Origin of the sequence: Arsukibacterium sp. (assembly GCF_033721375.1) — a bacterium.
GTDB lineage: Bacteria > Pseudomonadota > Gammaproteobacteria > Enterobacterales > Alteromonadaceae > Alishewanella.
The window spans coordinates 93,778-109,841 of sequence record NZ_JAWWAP010000002.1 but is presented as its reverse complement, the minus strand read 5'-3'; the positions used below and the strand labels follow the sequence as shown (position 1 = coordinate 109,841).

The 16,064-nt window shown below is 50.1% G+C and carries 16 protein-coding genes; all 16 read left to right on the top strand.

Going from position 1 to position 16,064, the window contains the following annotated elements; genetic code table 11:
- Positions 1–2: 2 nt before the first annotated feature.
- The gene (gene mutL / locus R3187_RS03620) at positions 3–1,736 is read left to right on the top strand and encodes a DNA mismatch repair endonuclease MutL (protein ID WP_318965342.1); all 1,734 of its coding nucleotides are present in this window, start codon (positions 3–5) and stop codon (positions 1,734–1,736) included.
- A complete protein-coding gene (gene miaA / locus R3187_RS03615) occupies positions 1,733–2,659 on the top strand; it encodes a tRNA (adenosine(37)-N6)-dimethylallyltransferase MiaA (RefSeq protein ID WP_318965341.1) in 927 nt (308 codons plus the stop codon). The genes mutL and miaA overlap by 4 nt, the downstream gene beginning before the upstream one ends.
- Before the next feature lie 91 nt (positions 2,660–2,750).
- Positions 2,751–3,014, top strand: coding sequence for an RNA chaperone Hfq (hfq, locus tag R3187_RS03610; RefSeq protein ID WP_318965340.1), 264 nt, complete (start codon positions 2,751–2,753; stop codon positions 3,012–3,014).
- A gap of 18 nt (positions 3,015–3,032) precedes the next feature.
- Positions 3,033–4,328 (top strand): ribosome rescue GTPase HflX, encoded by a 1,296-nt coding sequence (gene hflX / locus R3187_RS03605; protein WP_318965339.1) that lies wholly within the window; start codon positions 3,033–3,035, stop codon positions 4,326–4,328.
- 40 nt (positions 4,329–4,368) lie between these two features.
- Complete coding sequence (hflK, locus tag R3187_RS03600; RefSeq protein ID WP_318965338.1) at positions 4,369–5,508, top strand: FtsH protease activity modulator HflK; 1,140 nt, start codon at positions 4,369–4,371, stop codon at positions 5,506–5,508.
- 3 nt (positions 5,509–5,511) lie between these two features.
- Positions 5,512–6,393 carry a protease modulator HflC gene (gene hflC / locus R3187_RS03595; RefSeq protein ID WP_318965337.1) on the top strand — a complete coding sequence of 294 codons (882 nt, stop codon included), beginning with the start codon at positions 5,512–5,514 and terminating at the stop codon, positions 6,391–6,393.
- Between the two features lie 87 nt (positions 6,394–6,480).
- A complete protein-coding gene (locus R3187_RS03590) occupies positions 6,481–7,644 on the top strand; it encodes an aminotransferase class V-fold PLP-dependent enzyme (protein ID WP_318965336.1) in 1,164 nt (387 codons plus the stop codon).
- Between the two features lie 116 nt (positions 7,645–7,760).
- A complete protein-coding gene (locus tag R3187_RS03585; protein ID WP_318965335.1) occupies positions 7,761–9,056 on the top strand; it encodes an adenylosuccinate synthase in 1,296 nt (431 codons plus the stop codon).
- 76 nt (positions 9,057–9,132) lie between these two features.
- A complete protein-coding gene (locus R3187_RS03580; RefSeq protein ID WP_318965334.1) occupies positions 9,133–10,452 on the top strand; it encodes a S41 family peptidase in 1,320 nt (439 codons plus the stop codon).
- A 69-nt stretch (positions 10,453–10,521) separates the two neighbouring features.
- Positions 10,522–11,151 (top strand): tetratricopeptide repeat protein, encoded by a 630-nt coding sequence (locus R3187_RS03575; protein WP_318965333.1) that lies wholly within the window; start codon positions 10,522–10,524, stop codon positions 11,149–11,151.
- A gap of 68 nt (positions 11,152–11,219) precedes the next feature.
- Entirely contained in the window at positions 11,220–13,595 is a 2,376-nt protein-coding gene (rnr, locus tag R3187_RS03570) for a ribonuclease R (protein WP_318965332.1), read from the top strand.
- Between the two features lie 38 nt (positions 13,596–13,633).
- Positions 13,634–14,365: a 23S rRNA (guanosine(2251)-2'-O)-methyltransferase RlmB gene (rlmB, locus tag R3187_RS03565; RefSeq protein ID WP_318965331.1), complete on the top strand. Its 732-nt coding sequence runs from the start codon at positions 13,634–13,636 to the stop codon at positions 14,363–14,365.
- 267 nt (positions 14,366–14,632) lie between these two features.
- Complete coding sequence (gene rpsF, locus R3187_RS03560) at positions 14,633–15,028, top strand: 30S ribosomal protein S6 (RefSeq protein WP_318965330.1); 396 nt, start codon at positions 14,633–14,635, stop codon at positions 15,026–15,028.
- Positions 15,029–15,033: 5 nt separating this feature from the next.
- The gene (gene priB, locus R3187_RS03555) at positions 15,034–15,339 is read left to right on the top strand and encodes a primosomal replication protein N (protein WP_318965329.1); all 306 of its coding nucleotides are present in this window, start codon (positions 15,034–15,036) and stop codon (positions 15,337–15,339) included.
- 11 nt (positions 15,340–15,350) lie between these two features.
- Positions 15,351–15,578, top strand: a complete 228-nt coding sequence (gene rpsR / locus R3187_RS03550; RefSeq protein ID WP_008218940.1) for a 30S ribosomal protein S18 — start codon at positions 15,351–15,353, stop codon at positions 15,576–15,578.
- An 18-nt stretch (positions 15,579–15,596) separates the two neighbouring features.
- Positions 15,597–16,049: a 50S ribosomal protein L9 gene (gene rplI / locus R3187_RS03545; protein ID WP_318965328.1), complete on the top strand. Its 453-nt coding sequence runs from the start codon at positions 15,597–15,599 to the stop codon at positions 16,047–16,049.
- The last annotated feature ends 15 nt before the right edge of the window (positions 16,050–16,064 follow it).

Here is a 16,064-nt window from a genome sequence, read left to right as displayed (position 1 = left end):
CGATGACCATTAAAATTCTGCCGCCACAACTGGCGAACCAGATTGCCGCCGGTGAAGTGGTTGAAAGACCGGCATCAGTCGTGAAGGAGCTGGTAGAGAACAGCCTGGATGCCGGTGCCAGCCAGATTGATATCGATATTGAAAAAGGCGGCAGCAAGCTGATCCGGATTCGGGATAATGGCTCTGGTATTGCTGAGCAAGAACTTGTCCTGGCATTAAGTCGGCATGCAACCAGTAAAATCAGTGATTTAGACGATTTGGCACAGATCACCAGTCTTGGTTTCCGCGGTGAGGCACTGGCCAGTATCAGTTCGGTATCACGCCTGACATTAACGTCTAAACCAGCAGGCCAGGCTGCAGCCTGGCAGGCTCAGGCTGAAGGGCGTGATATGGCGGTAACGGTTAAGCCGGCTGCCCACCCTGAAGGCACCAGTATAGAAGTGGTCGATTTATTTTTTAATACTCCGGCCCGGCGCAAGTTTCTGCGGACAGATAAAACGGAATTCGGTCATATTGATGAGCTGATTAAAAGGCTGGCGCTTAGCCGGTTTGATGTCAGCTGGCAGCTTAACCATAATGGTCAGAGTGTCCGTCGTTTGCCGCAGGCGATTACCGATACAGCCCGTCAGAAAAGAGTAGCAATGCTCTGTGGCCGGGCTTTTGCTGAGCAAGCTGCCTATATCGAAAACAGCTATGGTTCGCTGAAGCTTAGTGGCTGGCTGCTGACGCCGCAGGCATGTCAGAGCCAGAGCGGTTGTCAGTACAGCTATGTTAATGGCCGGATGATGCGGGATAAATTGCTTAACCATGCTATTCGGCAGGCGTATGGTGATCGGCTGACGCCAGAGCAGCAGCCCGGTTTTGTGCTGTATCTGCAGATAGCGCCGACAGAAGTTGATGTTAATGTTCATCCAGCCAAACATGAAGTACGTTTTCATCAGGCCCGGCTGATACATGACTTTGTGGTAAGTGCGCTGACAGATGCCCTCGATCAGCTAACTGCTGCACCTGGCGCAGTGCCATCCCGGACGACGGATACTGCTGCCGCTTATCAGGCGCCTGCAGCTCGTGCTAGTGGCGCCGGCCTGCAGGGGCGTTCGCCGCTTGGACAGCGGCCAGCAGGCAGTGCGCTGGCGGTAACAGAAAGGCCGGGCCCCCGGCAAACGCAGCAACAGGTGCAGTATTTACAGCAGCAGTATGCCGCGGCCGCTGACAACGGTATTGCTGTTACCACTGATGCGGTAGCATTTTTACCTGCAGGGCAGGGTTTTGCCGTTACCCGGGGGCCGGATGGCCTGGTATTGCTGGATTTAGCAGCCAGTCTCGCCAGGCAATGGCTGGACGATGGTAAGCAGGTTCCGTTGTTGTTGCCGCTTCGGCTTCGAGTTGACGTATCCGAGAAACAGCAGCTACTGGCTGGCGCTGAGCTGCTGCAGCAACTGGGATTTGATATTCTGCTGCATGACCATACCGCTATTGTCAGAGCAGTAGCCCCCTGGTTACGTTCAACTCCGGTTAGTCAGTGGTTGTTGCAAGCACTGGCACTGTTGCAACCCGCTGAACCTGCTGCCAGCAGCCAGGCAATACTGTCCATGCTACTATCATCGAATTGGCTCAGTGATGCAGTACTGTTAGACTACTTTGCCTCAATGTTAACTGACAGCAGCGACTGGCGGGCCGTCCCGCTTGATTTAAGCAACAGCATTCGGGCATTAAGCCAACAAGGGCAAATATGAGTGGCACCAGCCCGGTTATTTTTATTATGGGGCCGACGGCGTCTGGTAAAACAGCGTTAGCAATTGAACTGCTGCAACACCTGCCGGCAGAGCTCATCAGTGTCGACAGTGCACTGGTTTATCGCGGTATGGATATCGGCACAGCTAAACCCAGCAGGGAAGAACTATTGCAGGCGCCACATCATCTGCTGGATATGCTGGAACCCTGGCAAAGTTATTCGGCAGCGGATTTCAGAGATGACGCCCTGCGACTGATCAGCGACATTCAGCAGCGGGGCAAGATACCCATTCTGGTCGGCGGTACTATGTTGTATTTTAAAGCGTTACTGGACGGGATATCGCCGTTACCGCCGGCAGACAGCGCAATCAGAGCAACCCTGGAAGCTGAAGCTGCTGCAATAGGCTGGCCGGCAATGCACCGTCAGCTGCAACAGATTGACCCGGTTGCAGCTGAGCGTATTCATCCGAATGATCCGCAGCGGATAAACCGTGCGCTCGAGGTATACCGGTTGAGTGGCAAAACCATGACAGAATTAACTGCGCAAAAAGGGGAACCTTTTCCGTATAAAGTACACCAATTTGCCATTGCGCCAACTGATCGTGCACTGCTGCATACGCGTATTGCTGAAAGGTTTCAGCAGATGCTGGCTAACGGGTTTGAACAGGAAGTCGCCGGCTTAAAAAGTCAGCCACAATTGCATCCGGACTTGCCGTCAATGCGCTGCGTCGGTTACCGCCAGGTCTGGCAATATCTGGATGGCGAGTTCAGCTATGACGACATGGTGGCAAAAGGCATTGCGGCTACCCGGCAACTGGCGAAAAGGCAGTTAACCTGGTTAAGAGGTTGGCCAGAGGTAAATTGGCTGAAAAGTGAAGCTGAACCGGCAGAAAACTTGCAAGCGGTGCTTTCTTCGCTAAGCTAATTAAGATGGAAAAAAAAGTTAGCTTTAACAACTTGAATTAAAAAAAATAATACCTATATACAGCTCACTAATAAAAAAAGGAAAGCGGCACATGGCAAAGGGCCAATCTTTACAAGATCCATTTTTAAACACCTTAAGACGAGAGCGTATTCCGGTCTCTATTTATCTGGTGAATGGAATTAAACTTCAGGGGCAGATTGAGTCTTTTGATCAATTCGTCATTTTGCTGAAAAATACAGTAAGCCAGATGGTTTACAAGCATGCCATTTCCACGGTCGTGCCAGCTCGTGCGGTCAATACTATGGTTAGCCATGGTGCGGGTCAAAACGACAGTGAAGGCGAGGACGTGGAATAACGCCAGGAGCATTAGCGCTTGTTTGATTTAGCTGAGCTTGCAGAACAAGCCATTCTGGTTCATGTAACCTTTCCGCAAGAGCATAGCAACGAAGATTTGCAGGAGCTTGCCATGCTGGTGGCTTCTGCAAATGTCAACGCCATGCATACTGTGACTGCCAACCGCCGTGCACCGGATACCCGGCTGTTTGTCGGCTCTGGTAAAGCACAGGAAATTAAAGCTGCCGTCGAGCAATTTGCGGCAACGGTAGTTATTTTTAATCACGTTTTAAGCCCCAGCCAAACCCGCAACCTGGATCAGGTTCTGCAAGCCAGAGTGATTGATCGCACAACCCTTATCCTTGATATTTTTGCCCAGCGCGCCAGAACATACGAAGGTAAGTTGCAGGTAGAGCTTGCCCAGTTACAGCATCTGGCCTCGCGGCTGGTTCGCGGCTGGGATAACGCTGAGCGGCAAAAAGGTGGCATTGGCCTGCGCGGGCCCGGTGAAACACGGTTAGAAACAGACCGCAGATTGTTGCGGGAACGGGTTAAAGCCTTGTTGCAGCGCCTGGAAAAAATCGGTTTGCAACGCGAACAGGGCCGCAAGTCGCGACAACGAAGTGCCACGCCAGTAGTGTCCATTGTGGGTTATACCAATGCCGGTAAATCAACGTTATTTAACCGGCTGACGTCGGCCAGCGTCTATGCTGCTGACCAGCTTTTTGCCACTCTTGATCCGACTTTACGTCAGGTTAAGCTGGATAATTTCGGGCCTGTTGTGCTGGCAGATACGGTAGGTTTTATTCGCCATTTGCCGCACAATCTGGTGGCCGCGTTTAAATCGACATTGCAGGAAACCCGTGACGCTGATTTGCAGCTGCATGTGATAGATGGTGCGGATCCCAGGAAAGATGAAAATATCGCGTCAGTGCAGCAAGTGTTAACCGATATTGACGCTGATGGCGTATTGCAATTACTGGTTTTTAATAAAGTAGATCAGATGGAGCAGACCGCCCGTATAGAGTATGGCGATGACGGCCTGCCGCGGGCGGTGTATCTGTCGGCATTGACTGGCGAGGGCATGGATTTATTACAGCGGGCAATTGCTGATCTGTTATCAACAGAGCATGTCCAGCTGCGCTTAGCACTGCCTCCGCATTGTTCGGCCTGGCGAGCCAGGTTTCATGAGCTACAGCTGATTTCAGCTGAACGTTTTGATGACGACGGTGTTTGTTTGCTTGATCTCAGGCTTTCATTGGCGCAATGGGCCCGGATGTTAAAGCAAAGCGAGGGTGAGCTGGAAAACTATATCGTCAAGGCGCCTGTTATTTGATACATTAACCGTTAATTTATAACTTGAGATGGAGTTAAACATGGCTTGGAATGAGCCGGGTAACAATGGTAAAAACAACGACCCCTGGAAGCAGGGCGGTCGTGACCAGGGTCCACCCGATTTAGATGAAGTATTCCGCAATTTTGGTAAGAAATTTGGCGGTATTTTCGGTGGGGGTAATAAGTCATCTGGTAATGGTGCTTCTGCTGCACTGGTCCTGATCCTGGTTATTGCTGCTGTAGTTTGGGCAATAAGCGGTTTTTACACCATTAAAGACGCAGAGCGTGGCGTTATTTTGCGCTTTGGTCAGTATCACACTGAGGTGGGTGCGGGTATTCACTGGAAACCGACCTTTATTGACACGGTCACGCCGGTGAACGTGCAGGAGGTAAAGTCGCTGCGCTCAGATGGCTTTATGTTAACTCAGGATCAAAACCTGGTGCGGGTAACCTTTGAAGTACAGTACCGCATTTATAATGCCCGTGATTATTTGTTCTCAGTGGTGGATGCCGACCGCAGCTTAGGTGAAGCGACCGATGCCGCGCTGCGGTTTGTTATTGGTCATTCTATTATGGATGACGTGTTAACCCGTGGTCGCGAAGTGGTTCGTCAGGATACCCGGCAGGAACTGGAGTCTATTATTGCACCCTACAACATGGGACTAAGTCTGGTTGATGTTAACTTCCGCGACGCAAGACCGCCGGAAGAAGTACGTGATGCGTTTGATGATGCGATTAAGGCTCAGGAAGATCAGGAAAGGTTTGTCCAGGAAGCCCAGGCCTATGCCCGGGAAATCGAACCGCGGGCCCGGGGTCAGGTTAACCGGGTAATGCAGGAAGCAGAAGCCTATAAGCAGCAGGTTGTGTTAAAAGCGCAAGGTGAAGTCGCCCGCTTTGAACAATTGTTACCAGAATACCTGGCAGCACCAAAAGTGACCCGTGACCGCTTATATTTAGAAACCATGGAGTCGGTTTACAGTAATACATCGAAAGTGGTCGTAGATGTTAAAAATGGCAATAATATTATGTATTTACCATTGGATAAGTTAATGAATCAGTCTGGTGGCAGTAGTAGTGGTAACGCAAACCCGATGCCATTGCCAGCTCGCAGTAACGACAATACGACACCGCGCCAGCAGGAAACACTGCGCAGTAGCTCGACGCGTAGCGGGAGGGGATAAGTTATGAAGAATTTTATTATCGCTATTATTGTCGTGGTCGCTATTATCGTTGTCTCCGCATTATTTGTGGTGCCGGAAGGTCAGCGGGCCATTGTTACCCAGTTCGGTAAAATTCAACGGGACGATGCCGGACAGGTAGTGGTATATGAACCCGGCCTGCACCTGAAAATCCCGATGATTGAAATGGTACGCAAACTGGACTCCCGGATCCAGACCCTGGACGATCAGGCTGATCGCTTTGTCACGGCTGAGAAGAAAGACTTACTGGTCGACAGTTATGTAAAATGGCGGATTAAAGATTTTGGCGCCTATTTCTTATCAACCGGTGGTATTACCTCACAGGCAGAAGTGCTGTTAAAGCAGTATATTAACAACGGCCTGCGGACTGAGTTTGGTGCCCGTACTATTCAGGAAATTGTTTCCGGTGAACGGACCCAGTTGATGGAAAGTGCACTGGCTCAGGCAGGGCAGGCGGCCAACGAGTTGGGTATTGAAGTGATTGATGTCCGGGTTAAGCAGATTAACCTGCCGACTGAAGTCAGCAGTTCAATATTTGCCCGGATGGAAGCCGAGCGGCATGCGGTAGCTCGGGAGCATCGCTCACGTGGTATGGAAGAGTCGGATATTATTCGCGCTGATGTTGATGCCCGGGTAACGGTGATGCTGGCTGACGCTGAACGAAATTCGCGTACTGTTCGCGGTCAGGGCGATGCGCAGGCTGCAAAAATTTATGCAGATGTGTACAACCGCAATGCTGAGTTTTATTCTTTCGTTCGCAGTCTTGAAGCGTATAAAAACAGCTTTAAAGATAAAGACGATATTATCGTAGTTCAGCCTGATAATGACTTCTTTAAATATATGCAGTCAGATAAAGTGCAAAACTAGCCAGATAATCAATAATATAAAAAGGCCCGTCAGGGCCTTTTTCGTCTGAGCAATCTTAAGTTCAGTAGCAAGAGTGGCGGAGGCCCTATGTATAAACAATTTTATCAGCGTTTTCTGCAGGCTAATCAGGGCAAACAGCATTTTGCCAGCCACTCTCATCATTACTGGCCAGACGTTACCCGCGACGCGACCCTGGCTTACTGGGACGACAGCGCCCGACTGGTCGATGATAAATGGCAGCGGATTTTTGGGGAGATGATCCCGCAAACCCAGCAACTGATAGCTGATGTGCTTAATTTGCCTTTGCCCGAGCAAATTGTGTTTGCTGGCAATACCCATGAACTGGTTATGCGGCTATTCAGTTGTTTTGATTTGTCTAAACCGCTCAAGGTATTAAGTACTGACAGTGAGTTTTACAGTTTTCAGCGGCAGGCAAAAAGGCTGGCAGAGTTTGACAATATTGAGCTGATTACGGTACCGACTGAACCTTTTGCCAGCTTTACCGAACGTTTTATTGCGAAAGCGAAAGAGCAGCAGCCAGACATGGTGTTTTGCAGCCAGGTTTTTTTTAATTCCGGTTATGCGATAGCTGATTTACCTGGTTTTGTCAGCGCATTGGCAGCGGTCACCGACGCCATGCTGGTGATTGATGGCTATCATGGCTTTATGGCACTGCCGACAGATCTTGCGTCGGTGGCTGAACAGGCGTTTTATCTGGCCGGCAGCTATAAGTATGCTCAGGGCGGTGAGGGGTGTTGCTTTATGGCAGTGCCACCCGGCAGTAAGCAGCGGCCCTGGTACACTGGCTGGTTTGCTGAATTTGGTACTCTGGCCGCTGAAAAGTCTGCGCTGGTACTGTACAGCAATGACGGTAATCATTTTGCTGGTGCCACCATGGACTATACCGCCCTATACCGCTTGCATGCCGTGCTGCTGTTATTTAAACAGCAAGGTATTACCGTTGGTAGAATTCATCACTATGTCAGGCAATTGCAACAGGCTTTTCTTGCTGAGTTAGCACGTCAGCAGCATCCGCAATTAAATCAGGCTAATTTGCTGCTTGCTGATCTGGCAGCCCATGGCCATTTTTTTACCTATAAACTTGCCAGCAACAGTGAAGTGGCTGAATTAGCAGCATTTCTCAAAAATAAAGGCATTATTACTGACTATCGTGGTGATCGGTTGCGTTTTGGGTTTGGCCTGTATCAAACCAGCGACAGCTTTAATTTATCCTGCCTGCAACACGCATAAAACGGCTGCTAAGGATTAAGCCGGATAAAAAACCGGCTTTTTTTTAGTAACACAGCTGTAAGTTAGCCAGCGATTTGATAGAATCCTCGCCTAATTTTTTCCATGATGTAGGAACCATGGCCAAAAACGTCGTTGTGCTCGGCACTCAATGGGGTGACGAAGGAAAAGGTAAAATCGTTGACTTATTAACCGATAAAGCCAGCTATGTGGTGCGCTATCAGGGCGGCCACAATGCAGGGCATACTCTGGTTATTGACGGTGAAAAAACCGTATTGCATTTAATTCCATCGGGCATTTTACGCGCTAACGTAAAATGTGTGATTGGTAATGGTGTGGTACTTTCTCCGGAAGCTTTTTTAAAGGAAATGACCATGCTCGAGCAGCGTGGCGTGCCGGTAAAAGAGCGGCTGTTGCTAAGCGAAGCTTGTCCGTTGATCCTGCCATTTCACGTGGCACTGGATGTGGCACGGGAAAAAGCCCGTGGAGACAAAGCGATTGGTACTACCGGTCGTGGCATCGGCCCGGCTTACGAAGATAAAGTGGCACGTCGTGGCTTACGGGTTGGTGACTTGTTTAACCCGGAACTTTTTGCAGAAAAGCTGAAAATTGTGATGGAGTTGCATAACTTCACGCTGACTCAGTATTACAAAGCTGAAGCGGTCGATTATCAGACTACGCTGGACAATGCCCTGGCCATGGCAGACTTGCTGAAATCGATGGTGGTGGATGTAACAGATTTGCTGGATAAAGCCCGCAAAAATGGTGACAAGATCATGTTTGAAGGTGCGCAGGGCACCCTACTTGATATTGATCATGGTACCTACCCTTATGTCACCTCATCTAACACGACTGCAGGCGGCGTTGCTACCGGTTGTGGCTTTGGCCCCCGCTATCTTGATTATGTGCTGGGTATCGTCAAAGCCTACACCACCCGGGTTGGTTCCGGCCCGTTCCCGACTGAGCTTGATTGTGCAGTAGGCGAGCATCTGGGCGTAAAAGGTCACGAATTCGGCGCTACTACCGGCCGTAAGCGTCGTACCGGCTGGTTCGATGCCGTCGCCGTGCGCCGTGCGGTGCAACTGAACAGTATTTCCGGCTTTTGTCTGACCAAGCTGGATGTACTCGATGGCCTGGAAAGCATCAGTATCTGTGTCGGTTATCGCCAGCCTGATGGCAGTGTGCTGGATACGCCACCTCTGGCAGCAGAAGGCTATGAGCTGGTAACACCGGTTTATGAGACCATGCCAGGCTGGTCTGATAATACCTTTGGCATCCAGCAACTGGAACAATTACCCCGGGCCGCGCGTGATTATATCAGCCGGCTGGAGCAACTGACCGGCGTGCCGATTGACATTGTTTCCACCGGACCGGACCGGGTGCAGACTATAGTGCTAACGCATCCGTTTGCGTAAGTCGCTCGTATAAAAAAACGCTGCCATTTGGTGGCGTTTTTTTATACGCTGTAGCCATCAAGGTTGGAGGTCTGAAATGAATAAGCTGCTGGTGATTTTCTTAAGTCTGCTGCTGGCCGGGTGTGGCGGATCTGACAGTGCGGCTGATAACTCAGATAATACTGTTGCTGAGTGTAGCCGCAATGATATTAACAGCCAGGTCTACTGTAAGTTGTATGCCGATTACCTGTGGTACGACGAACTGAAAACAGGCGTCGACCCGCTGGCATTCACCACGCCTTCTGCTTATTTAAATCAGGTAATTGCCGATAGGGATCGCTACAGTTTTATCATGACTGAGCAGCAATATCAGGACCGTTACATTAATGCGGTGTTTTTCGGTTACGGTTTTGCCACTCAGCGTACTGACAATAATACGGCTTTGCAGGTGTTATATGTTTATGATGCCGGCTCTGCCGCCCAGCGGGGATTGCGCCGGGCTGATAAAATAATTGAAATTGATGGTATCAGCGTTGCTGAGTGGTTAGCGCGACTGGATGCCGGTACTGCCACCAATGATGACATTTACGGTCCGAATGAAGAAGGGGTGGTGCGGCAATTCGTCTGGCGTAAGCCGGATAACAGCCAGCGTCAGGCTGACTTTGTAAAGAGCACTGTCAGCACTAACACTGTAATGCACCGCTCGGTCGCTCAGGTGGGCGATAAAAAAGTCGGCTATCTGGTATTTAATACTTTTATTGAATTATCGGAAACTGAGTTGGAACAGGCTTTCAGCTTTTTCGCTCAGCAGAATATTGACGAATTGGTGCTGGATTTACGCTACAACGGCGGCGGCTTAATCCGGGTGGCAAATCAGCTGAGTTCGCATATTGCCTTACCTAAATTGCAGGGCAATATTTTCGTTAAGTATCGCTACAACGATAAAAATACCCGGAAAAACAGTACAGTTGCTTTTGCACTGGGCGCCGGCCGCACTAATCTGAATTTGCCGCGGGTATTTGTGTTAACCACAGCAGGGAGTTGTTCCTCCAGTGAGCTGGTCATCAATGCGCTGAATCCCTTTATTGATGTGGTACAAATTGGCGAAACCACCTGCGGTAAGCCGGTGGGGCAGGTGCCAGACCGGGTCGGCGATTTCCGGTTATTCGCTATTAACTTTCAGACAGTGAATGCCTTGGATTTTGGCGACTACTTTGAAGGGCTTAGCCCCAATTGTCCGGTAAACGCCTCGGTTGCCGGCGACTGGGGGGTAAGCGATGACCCACTGTATGCCGAAGCCCTTGCCTATATTGATAACGACAGTTGCTCCGCAGTAGCGGTCAGTGGTCAGAGCCTGCAGCAGCGACGGACGCTGGAGCAGGTGCAACCGCAATGGCTGCTTTATAATGAGCAATAAGTATCAATGGCGTGTTTTTTGCAGGCGGTAATTAATTGGTTGCACTACTTAACGGTTTATTGACACCTTATGAAATTAGCAATGTTACTACCGGTTGTCCTGCTTAGCAGCAGCCTTACAGCCGTGCCACAGGCAACTGCCCAGCAAGTAGATGCTGTACAACTATACAGCCAGGATGAATTGTTAGATTTAATTAAAACTAACAGTCATTTACGTCGGGTTCGTGCTGACGATTGTCAATTGGTTGAAGATATTGAAGCCCGGGCTGACATCATGCGGCTGCCGGCCTATCAGTTTCTGTATGGCGATATGCTGGCGTACGCGGTGTGTGTACCGAGAAATGTCGAGCGCGGCTGGGATCTGATGCTACAAGCAGCTGCCCAGGGGTTACCCGAAGCACTGGAGCAGGTAGGCCGCTATTACCATATCGGCCGTTTTGTCCAGGTGGATATCGATAAAGCACTGGTGTACTTACATGAAGCTGCGGCTATGGGTAACCTGAACGCCAAATTGCGCTATGCTCAGTTGCTGGTAGAGGGCTATGGTTCGCCGGTAGATTACGAGCAGAGTTATCGCTGGTTGCACCATGCCATTAGTGCAAATGATGCGACACATGCTAGAATACAGAAACTGCTGCAACAGCTTGCCCAAAAGATGCCAGAGCGGGTCGTGGCAAGTGCCAGACGACCTGTCAAATGAATTTCATCCAAAGTGACGGCTGAGCTGTTACACTCTTTATATGAATAAAGGAAAAAAAAGTTTAATTAATGACGGTAAATGATCCGCATCTTGCGCGTGAGCAAGAAAAATACGACAACCCCATCCCCAGCCGGGAGTTTATCCTGGAGCACATCGACAAGCGGCAGCAACCTGCCTATTTTGACGAACTGGTTACTGAGCTTGCCCTGACCGATGACGATGCTATTTTTGCCCTGAAAAAGCGCTTACGGGCAATGGAGCGCGATGGCCAGCTTATTTTTACCAAAAGTAAACGCTATGGTCTGGTCGATCATATGGATTTGGTAAAAGGCATTGTTATCGGCCACCGCGAAGGGTTTGGCTTTCTGAAGCTGGAACAGGGTGGTCCTGACTGGTATCTGCCTTATCATGAAATGCAGCGGGTGCTGCCAGGCGATAAAGTGCTGGCTACCGCGGCTGCGATGAAAAGCAAAGATAAAGTTGAAGCCAGGGTAGTGCGGGTACTGGAGCCTCGAACTGAGCCGGTGGTCGGTCGTTACTATAAAGACCATGCTGTCTGCGTTGTAGTCCCTGACGATCCGCGAATGACCCAGGACATCATTATTCCTGAAGGCGAGCAGGGCGCAGCCCGCCATGGCCAGATAGTGCTGGTGGAAATTACCCAGCGCCCGTCAAAACGGGTCAGTGCAGTAGGTAAGGTTACTGAGGTGCTGGGTGAACATATGGCACCGGGCATGGAAATTGAAGTTGCTATCCGCAATCATCAGATCCCGCACGAATTCCCGGAAGCGGTATTACAGCAAGTAGCCAAATACGGCGAGCAGGTGCCTGAAGACGCCAAGCGGGGCCGGGTTGATCTGACCAAACTGCCATTGGTGACTATCGATGGCGAAGATGCCCGTGATTTTGATGATGCGGTGTATGCTGAAGCGAAAGAAAATGGTGGCTGGAAACTGTGGGTTGCCATTGCTGATGTCAGCGCCTACGTCAAACCCGACACGCCACTGGATCGCAGCGCACTGGAGCGCGGTAACTCGGTGTATTTCCCCGATCATGTGGTGCCGATGCTGCCTGAGGCCTTATCCAATGGTCTGTGTTCGTTAAACCCGCATACTGATCGCTTATGTTTTGTTGCTGAGATGCAAATCAGCGCTGCGGGTAAGCTGGAAAGCTATCAGTTTTACGAAGCAGTAATGCATTCCGCTGCCCGTTTTACTTACAACAAAGTCCATGCCATTTTGCAGGGCGATCCGGAACTGCGACAGCAGTATCAGGCAAATCTGACCAACCTGGAAACGCTGTACAGTCTGTATAAAAAGCTGGCTAAAGTGCGGGGCCAGCGCGGCGCAATCGAGTTTGAAACGGTGGAAACCCGTTTTATTTTTAACAGCCATCGTAAGATTGAACAGATAGTACCGGTGCATCGTAACGAAGCCCATAAAATCATTGAAGAATGTATGATTATGGCTAACGTTGCCTCTGCCCGTTTTATTGAGAAACATGAAGCGAATGCTTTGTTCCGGGTGCATGAGCGGCCTGACAGCGACCGTTTTGCCAATTTCCGCCGTTTCTTAGCGGAATTAGGGATTGAGGCCAATCTGTCAAGCGAACCAACCCCATTGGAACTTACTGAGGTACTGGCAAGTCTCGCCGACCGGCCGGATCGGGAGCTGATTGAAACCACCATGCTGCGTTCGATGAAGCAGGCCGTGTATCAGGGCGATAATCAGGGCCACTTTGGCCTGGCGCTGGAGGCCTATGCGCACTTTACCTCGCCTATCCGCCGCTATCCTGATTTAGTGTTGCACCGGGCCATTAAAGCCATTCTGCTTAAACAAAAGCAGCCGGTAACAGGTGAACGGGCATACAGCGAAAAAGAGATAAGCCATTTTGGTGAGCAATGCTCGATGACTGAACGGCGGGCTGATGATGCCACCCGTGAGGTGTCTGACTGGCTGAAGTGCGAGTATATGCAGGACCATCTGGGCACCGAGTTCGAGGGTGTGGTATCAACCGTCACTAATTTCGGCTTGTTTGTCCGGTTAAGTGATCTATACATTGAAGGCCTGGTGCATGTCAGCTCTTTGCAAAACGATTACTACCGCTTTGACGCCGAACGTCAGGTGCTGCTAGGCGAACACAGCGGTGTCAGTTACCGGATGGGGGATCAGGTTAAAGTAAAAGTGCTGGCTGTCAGTCTGGAATCACGCAAAATAGATTTAGCCGTAGTGGGCGAGCCTAAGCATAATGTGTCTGGTCGCGCGGTAAAAGCCAGCCGCAATGCCGCGTTTGCGGAAAAAGAAGCAAAAAGCGGTGGCAGCGGCCGGCGTAGTGGCAAAAGTGGTGGCAAAGCCGCTACTAAACCTGCAGCCAAGGCAGCCGACAAGCCGAAAGCGGCTAAAAGTGGCCCGAAAAAGCCGCGGCGCCGGGCGAAAAAATCTTAGGCGACCGACATTAAATAAGTAAAGAGAAAACGCAATATATGAGCGCAGATTTTGTATTCGGTATTCATGCGGTTAATGCCCTGTTAGAGCGGGCGCCGCAGGATATTTTAGAGCTGTTTATTATGAAAGACCGCGAAGATAAGCGGATGCAACCGCTTATTCAGCAGGCGCGCCAGCAAGGGATTTCTATTCAGTTTTGTAACCGCAGAACCCTGGACGATATGGTCAATGGCCAGCATCAGGGCATTGTTGCTAAAGCGCGTTTAGCCAGCAGTGGTAATGAAAGCGATCTGGCAACCTTACTCGAGCAAAAAGATAAACCGTTTTTATTGGTGCTTGATGGCGTAACTGACCCGCACAACTTAGGCGCTATTTTACGCAGTGCTGATGCGGCCGGGGTGCATGCCGTTATCTCACCTAAAGATCGCTCCGCTAAACTGACCTCTGTGGTGCGTAAAGTCGCCTGTGGGGCAGCCGAAGCGGTGCCTTTTATCACTGTGACTAATTTAGCCCGAACCCTGCGCGAATTACAGGATGCCGGGGTCTGGGTCGTTGGCACCGCCGGTGAAACCGACACCACCATTTATCAGGCCGATTTTAAAGGCCCGCTGGCATTGGTGTTAGGCGCTGAAGGCGAAGGCCTGCGTCGGCTAACCCGCGAAACCTGTGACAGTCTGGTGAAAATACCAATGTTTGGTTCCGTTTCCAGTTTGAATGTATCAGTTGCGGCTGGGATTTGCTTATTCGAAGCAGTACGACAGCGAAGCTAAACCCTTCCTATTTAAAATTGCAGCGGTGTTGGCTTCGTTCATTCATCCCAATTACATAGTTTACCTATGCTCATGGGAATTCACTCCCTTGCCGCCTACCTGCACTTTTAAAATAGTTTGGGTAGTAAACCCGTTACTGGATATTCTGCTTGTTATTTACCCGCTAACTCCGTAAAATACGCGACCTTCGGCCATACACTAACGTTCCTTGCCTCTATGCGAGCCCGGCCGAGCTCACCCGAGGCTTACTAACCGTAAGGAGCTACAATGCGTCATTACGAAATCGTTTTTATGGTTCACCCTGATCAGAGTGAACAAGTGCCTGGCATGATTGAGCGTTACACTGGCTCTATCAAAGAAGCGGGCGGTACTATCCACCGTTTGGAAGACTGGGGTCGTCGTCAACTGGCTTACCCAATCCAAAAACTGCACAAAGCACACTATGTGCTGATGAACGTGGAAGCACCACAAACAGTGATTGATGAGCTGGAAACTAACTTCCGTTACAACGATGCTGTATTACGTAACCTGATTATGCGCACTAACGGTGCCGTAGTTGAGCCATCTCCAATGGCTAAGGTACGTGAAGAGCGTTCACGTGACGACCGTCCTCGTGACCGTGCTCCTCGTGAATCAGAAGAGCAGGTAGAAAACGAAGAGTAAGTTTGATGGACAATATCATCGTGCTTAGTGGCGCCGTATGCCGGCACCCTGAACGCAGTGAGAGTCCGGCGGGTATCCCGCACACTGTTATCAGCATAGAACATCGCAGTAACCAACAGGAAGCCGGCTTTAACCGTCAGGCTTATGTCAGGATGCAGGTAGTCTTAAGTGGTACGGTGTTACATCAGCAAGCTCAAACTTTGACGTTGGGTAGCATGGTAAAGGTCAGCGGGTTTTTAAACCGGCACCAGAACCGCAGTGGTCAGGCAAAACTGGTACTGCACGCCCAGCAGATTGAACAAATAAGTTAGGAGACAGACAAATGTCACGTTTTTTCCGTCGCCGTAAATTCTGCCGTTTTTCTGCAGAAGGCACTGTAGAGATTGATTACAAAGATACCGCTGTTCTGAAAAACTATGTAACAGAAAGCGGCAAAATCGTACCTAGCCGTATTACTGGTACCAGCGCTAAGTATCAGCGTCAGCTGGCTCGTGCTATCAAGCGCGCTCGCTACCTGGCCTTGTTGCCGTACAGCGACTCACACAGCTAATACAGAAGGGGTATAAGTATGCAAGTAATTCTGTTAGACAAAGTCTCAAACCTTGGTGGTTTAGGTGACAATGTTACTGTTAAGTCTGGTTATGCTCGTAACTTCTTATTCCCACAGGGTAAAGCAGTTCCGGCTAACAAAGCTAACACCGAAAAGTTTGAACAGCGTCGCGCTGAATTAGAAGCCAAACTGGCTGCTGATTTAGCTGCCGCTAACGACCGCGCTGCTAAGCTGGCAGAACTGGGTGAAGTGACTATCGCTTCTAAAGCCGGTGATGAAGGCAAGCTGTTCGGTTCAGTAGGTACCCGCGATATCGCAGATGCCATTACTGAAGCTGGCGTAAAAGTGACTAAAGCTGAAGTGAAGTTACCAAACGGTACTTTACGTGAAACTGGCGAGTTCGATATCGATCTGCAGTTGCACGCTGAAGTAGTAGCAACGGTTAAAGTTGTTATTATCGCAGAAGCTTAAGGCTATTGGCGCACT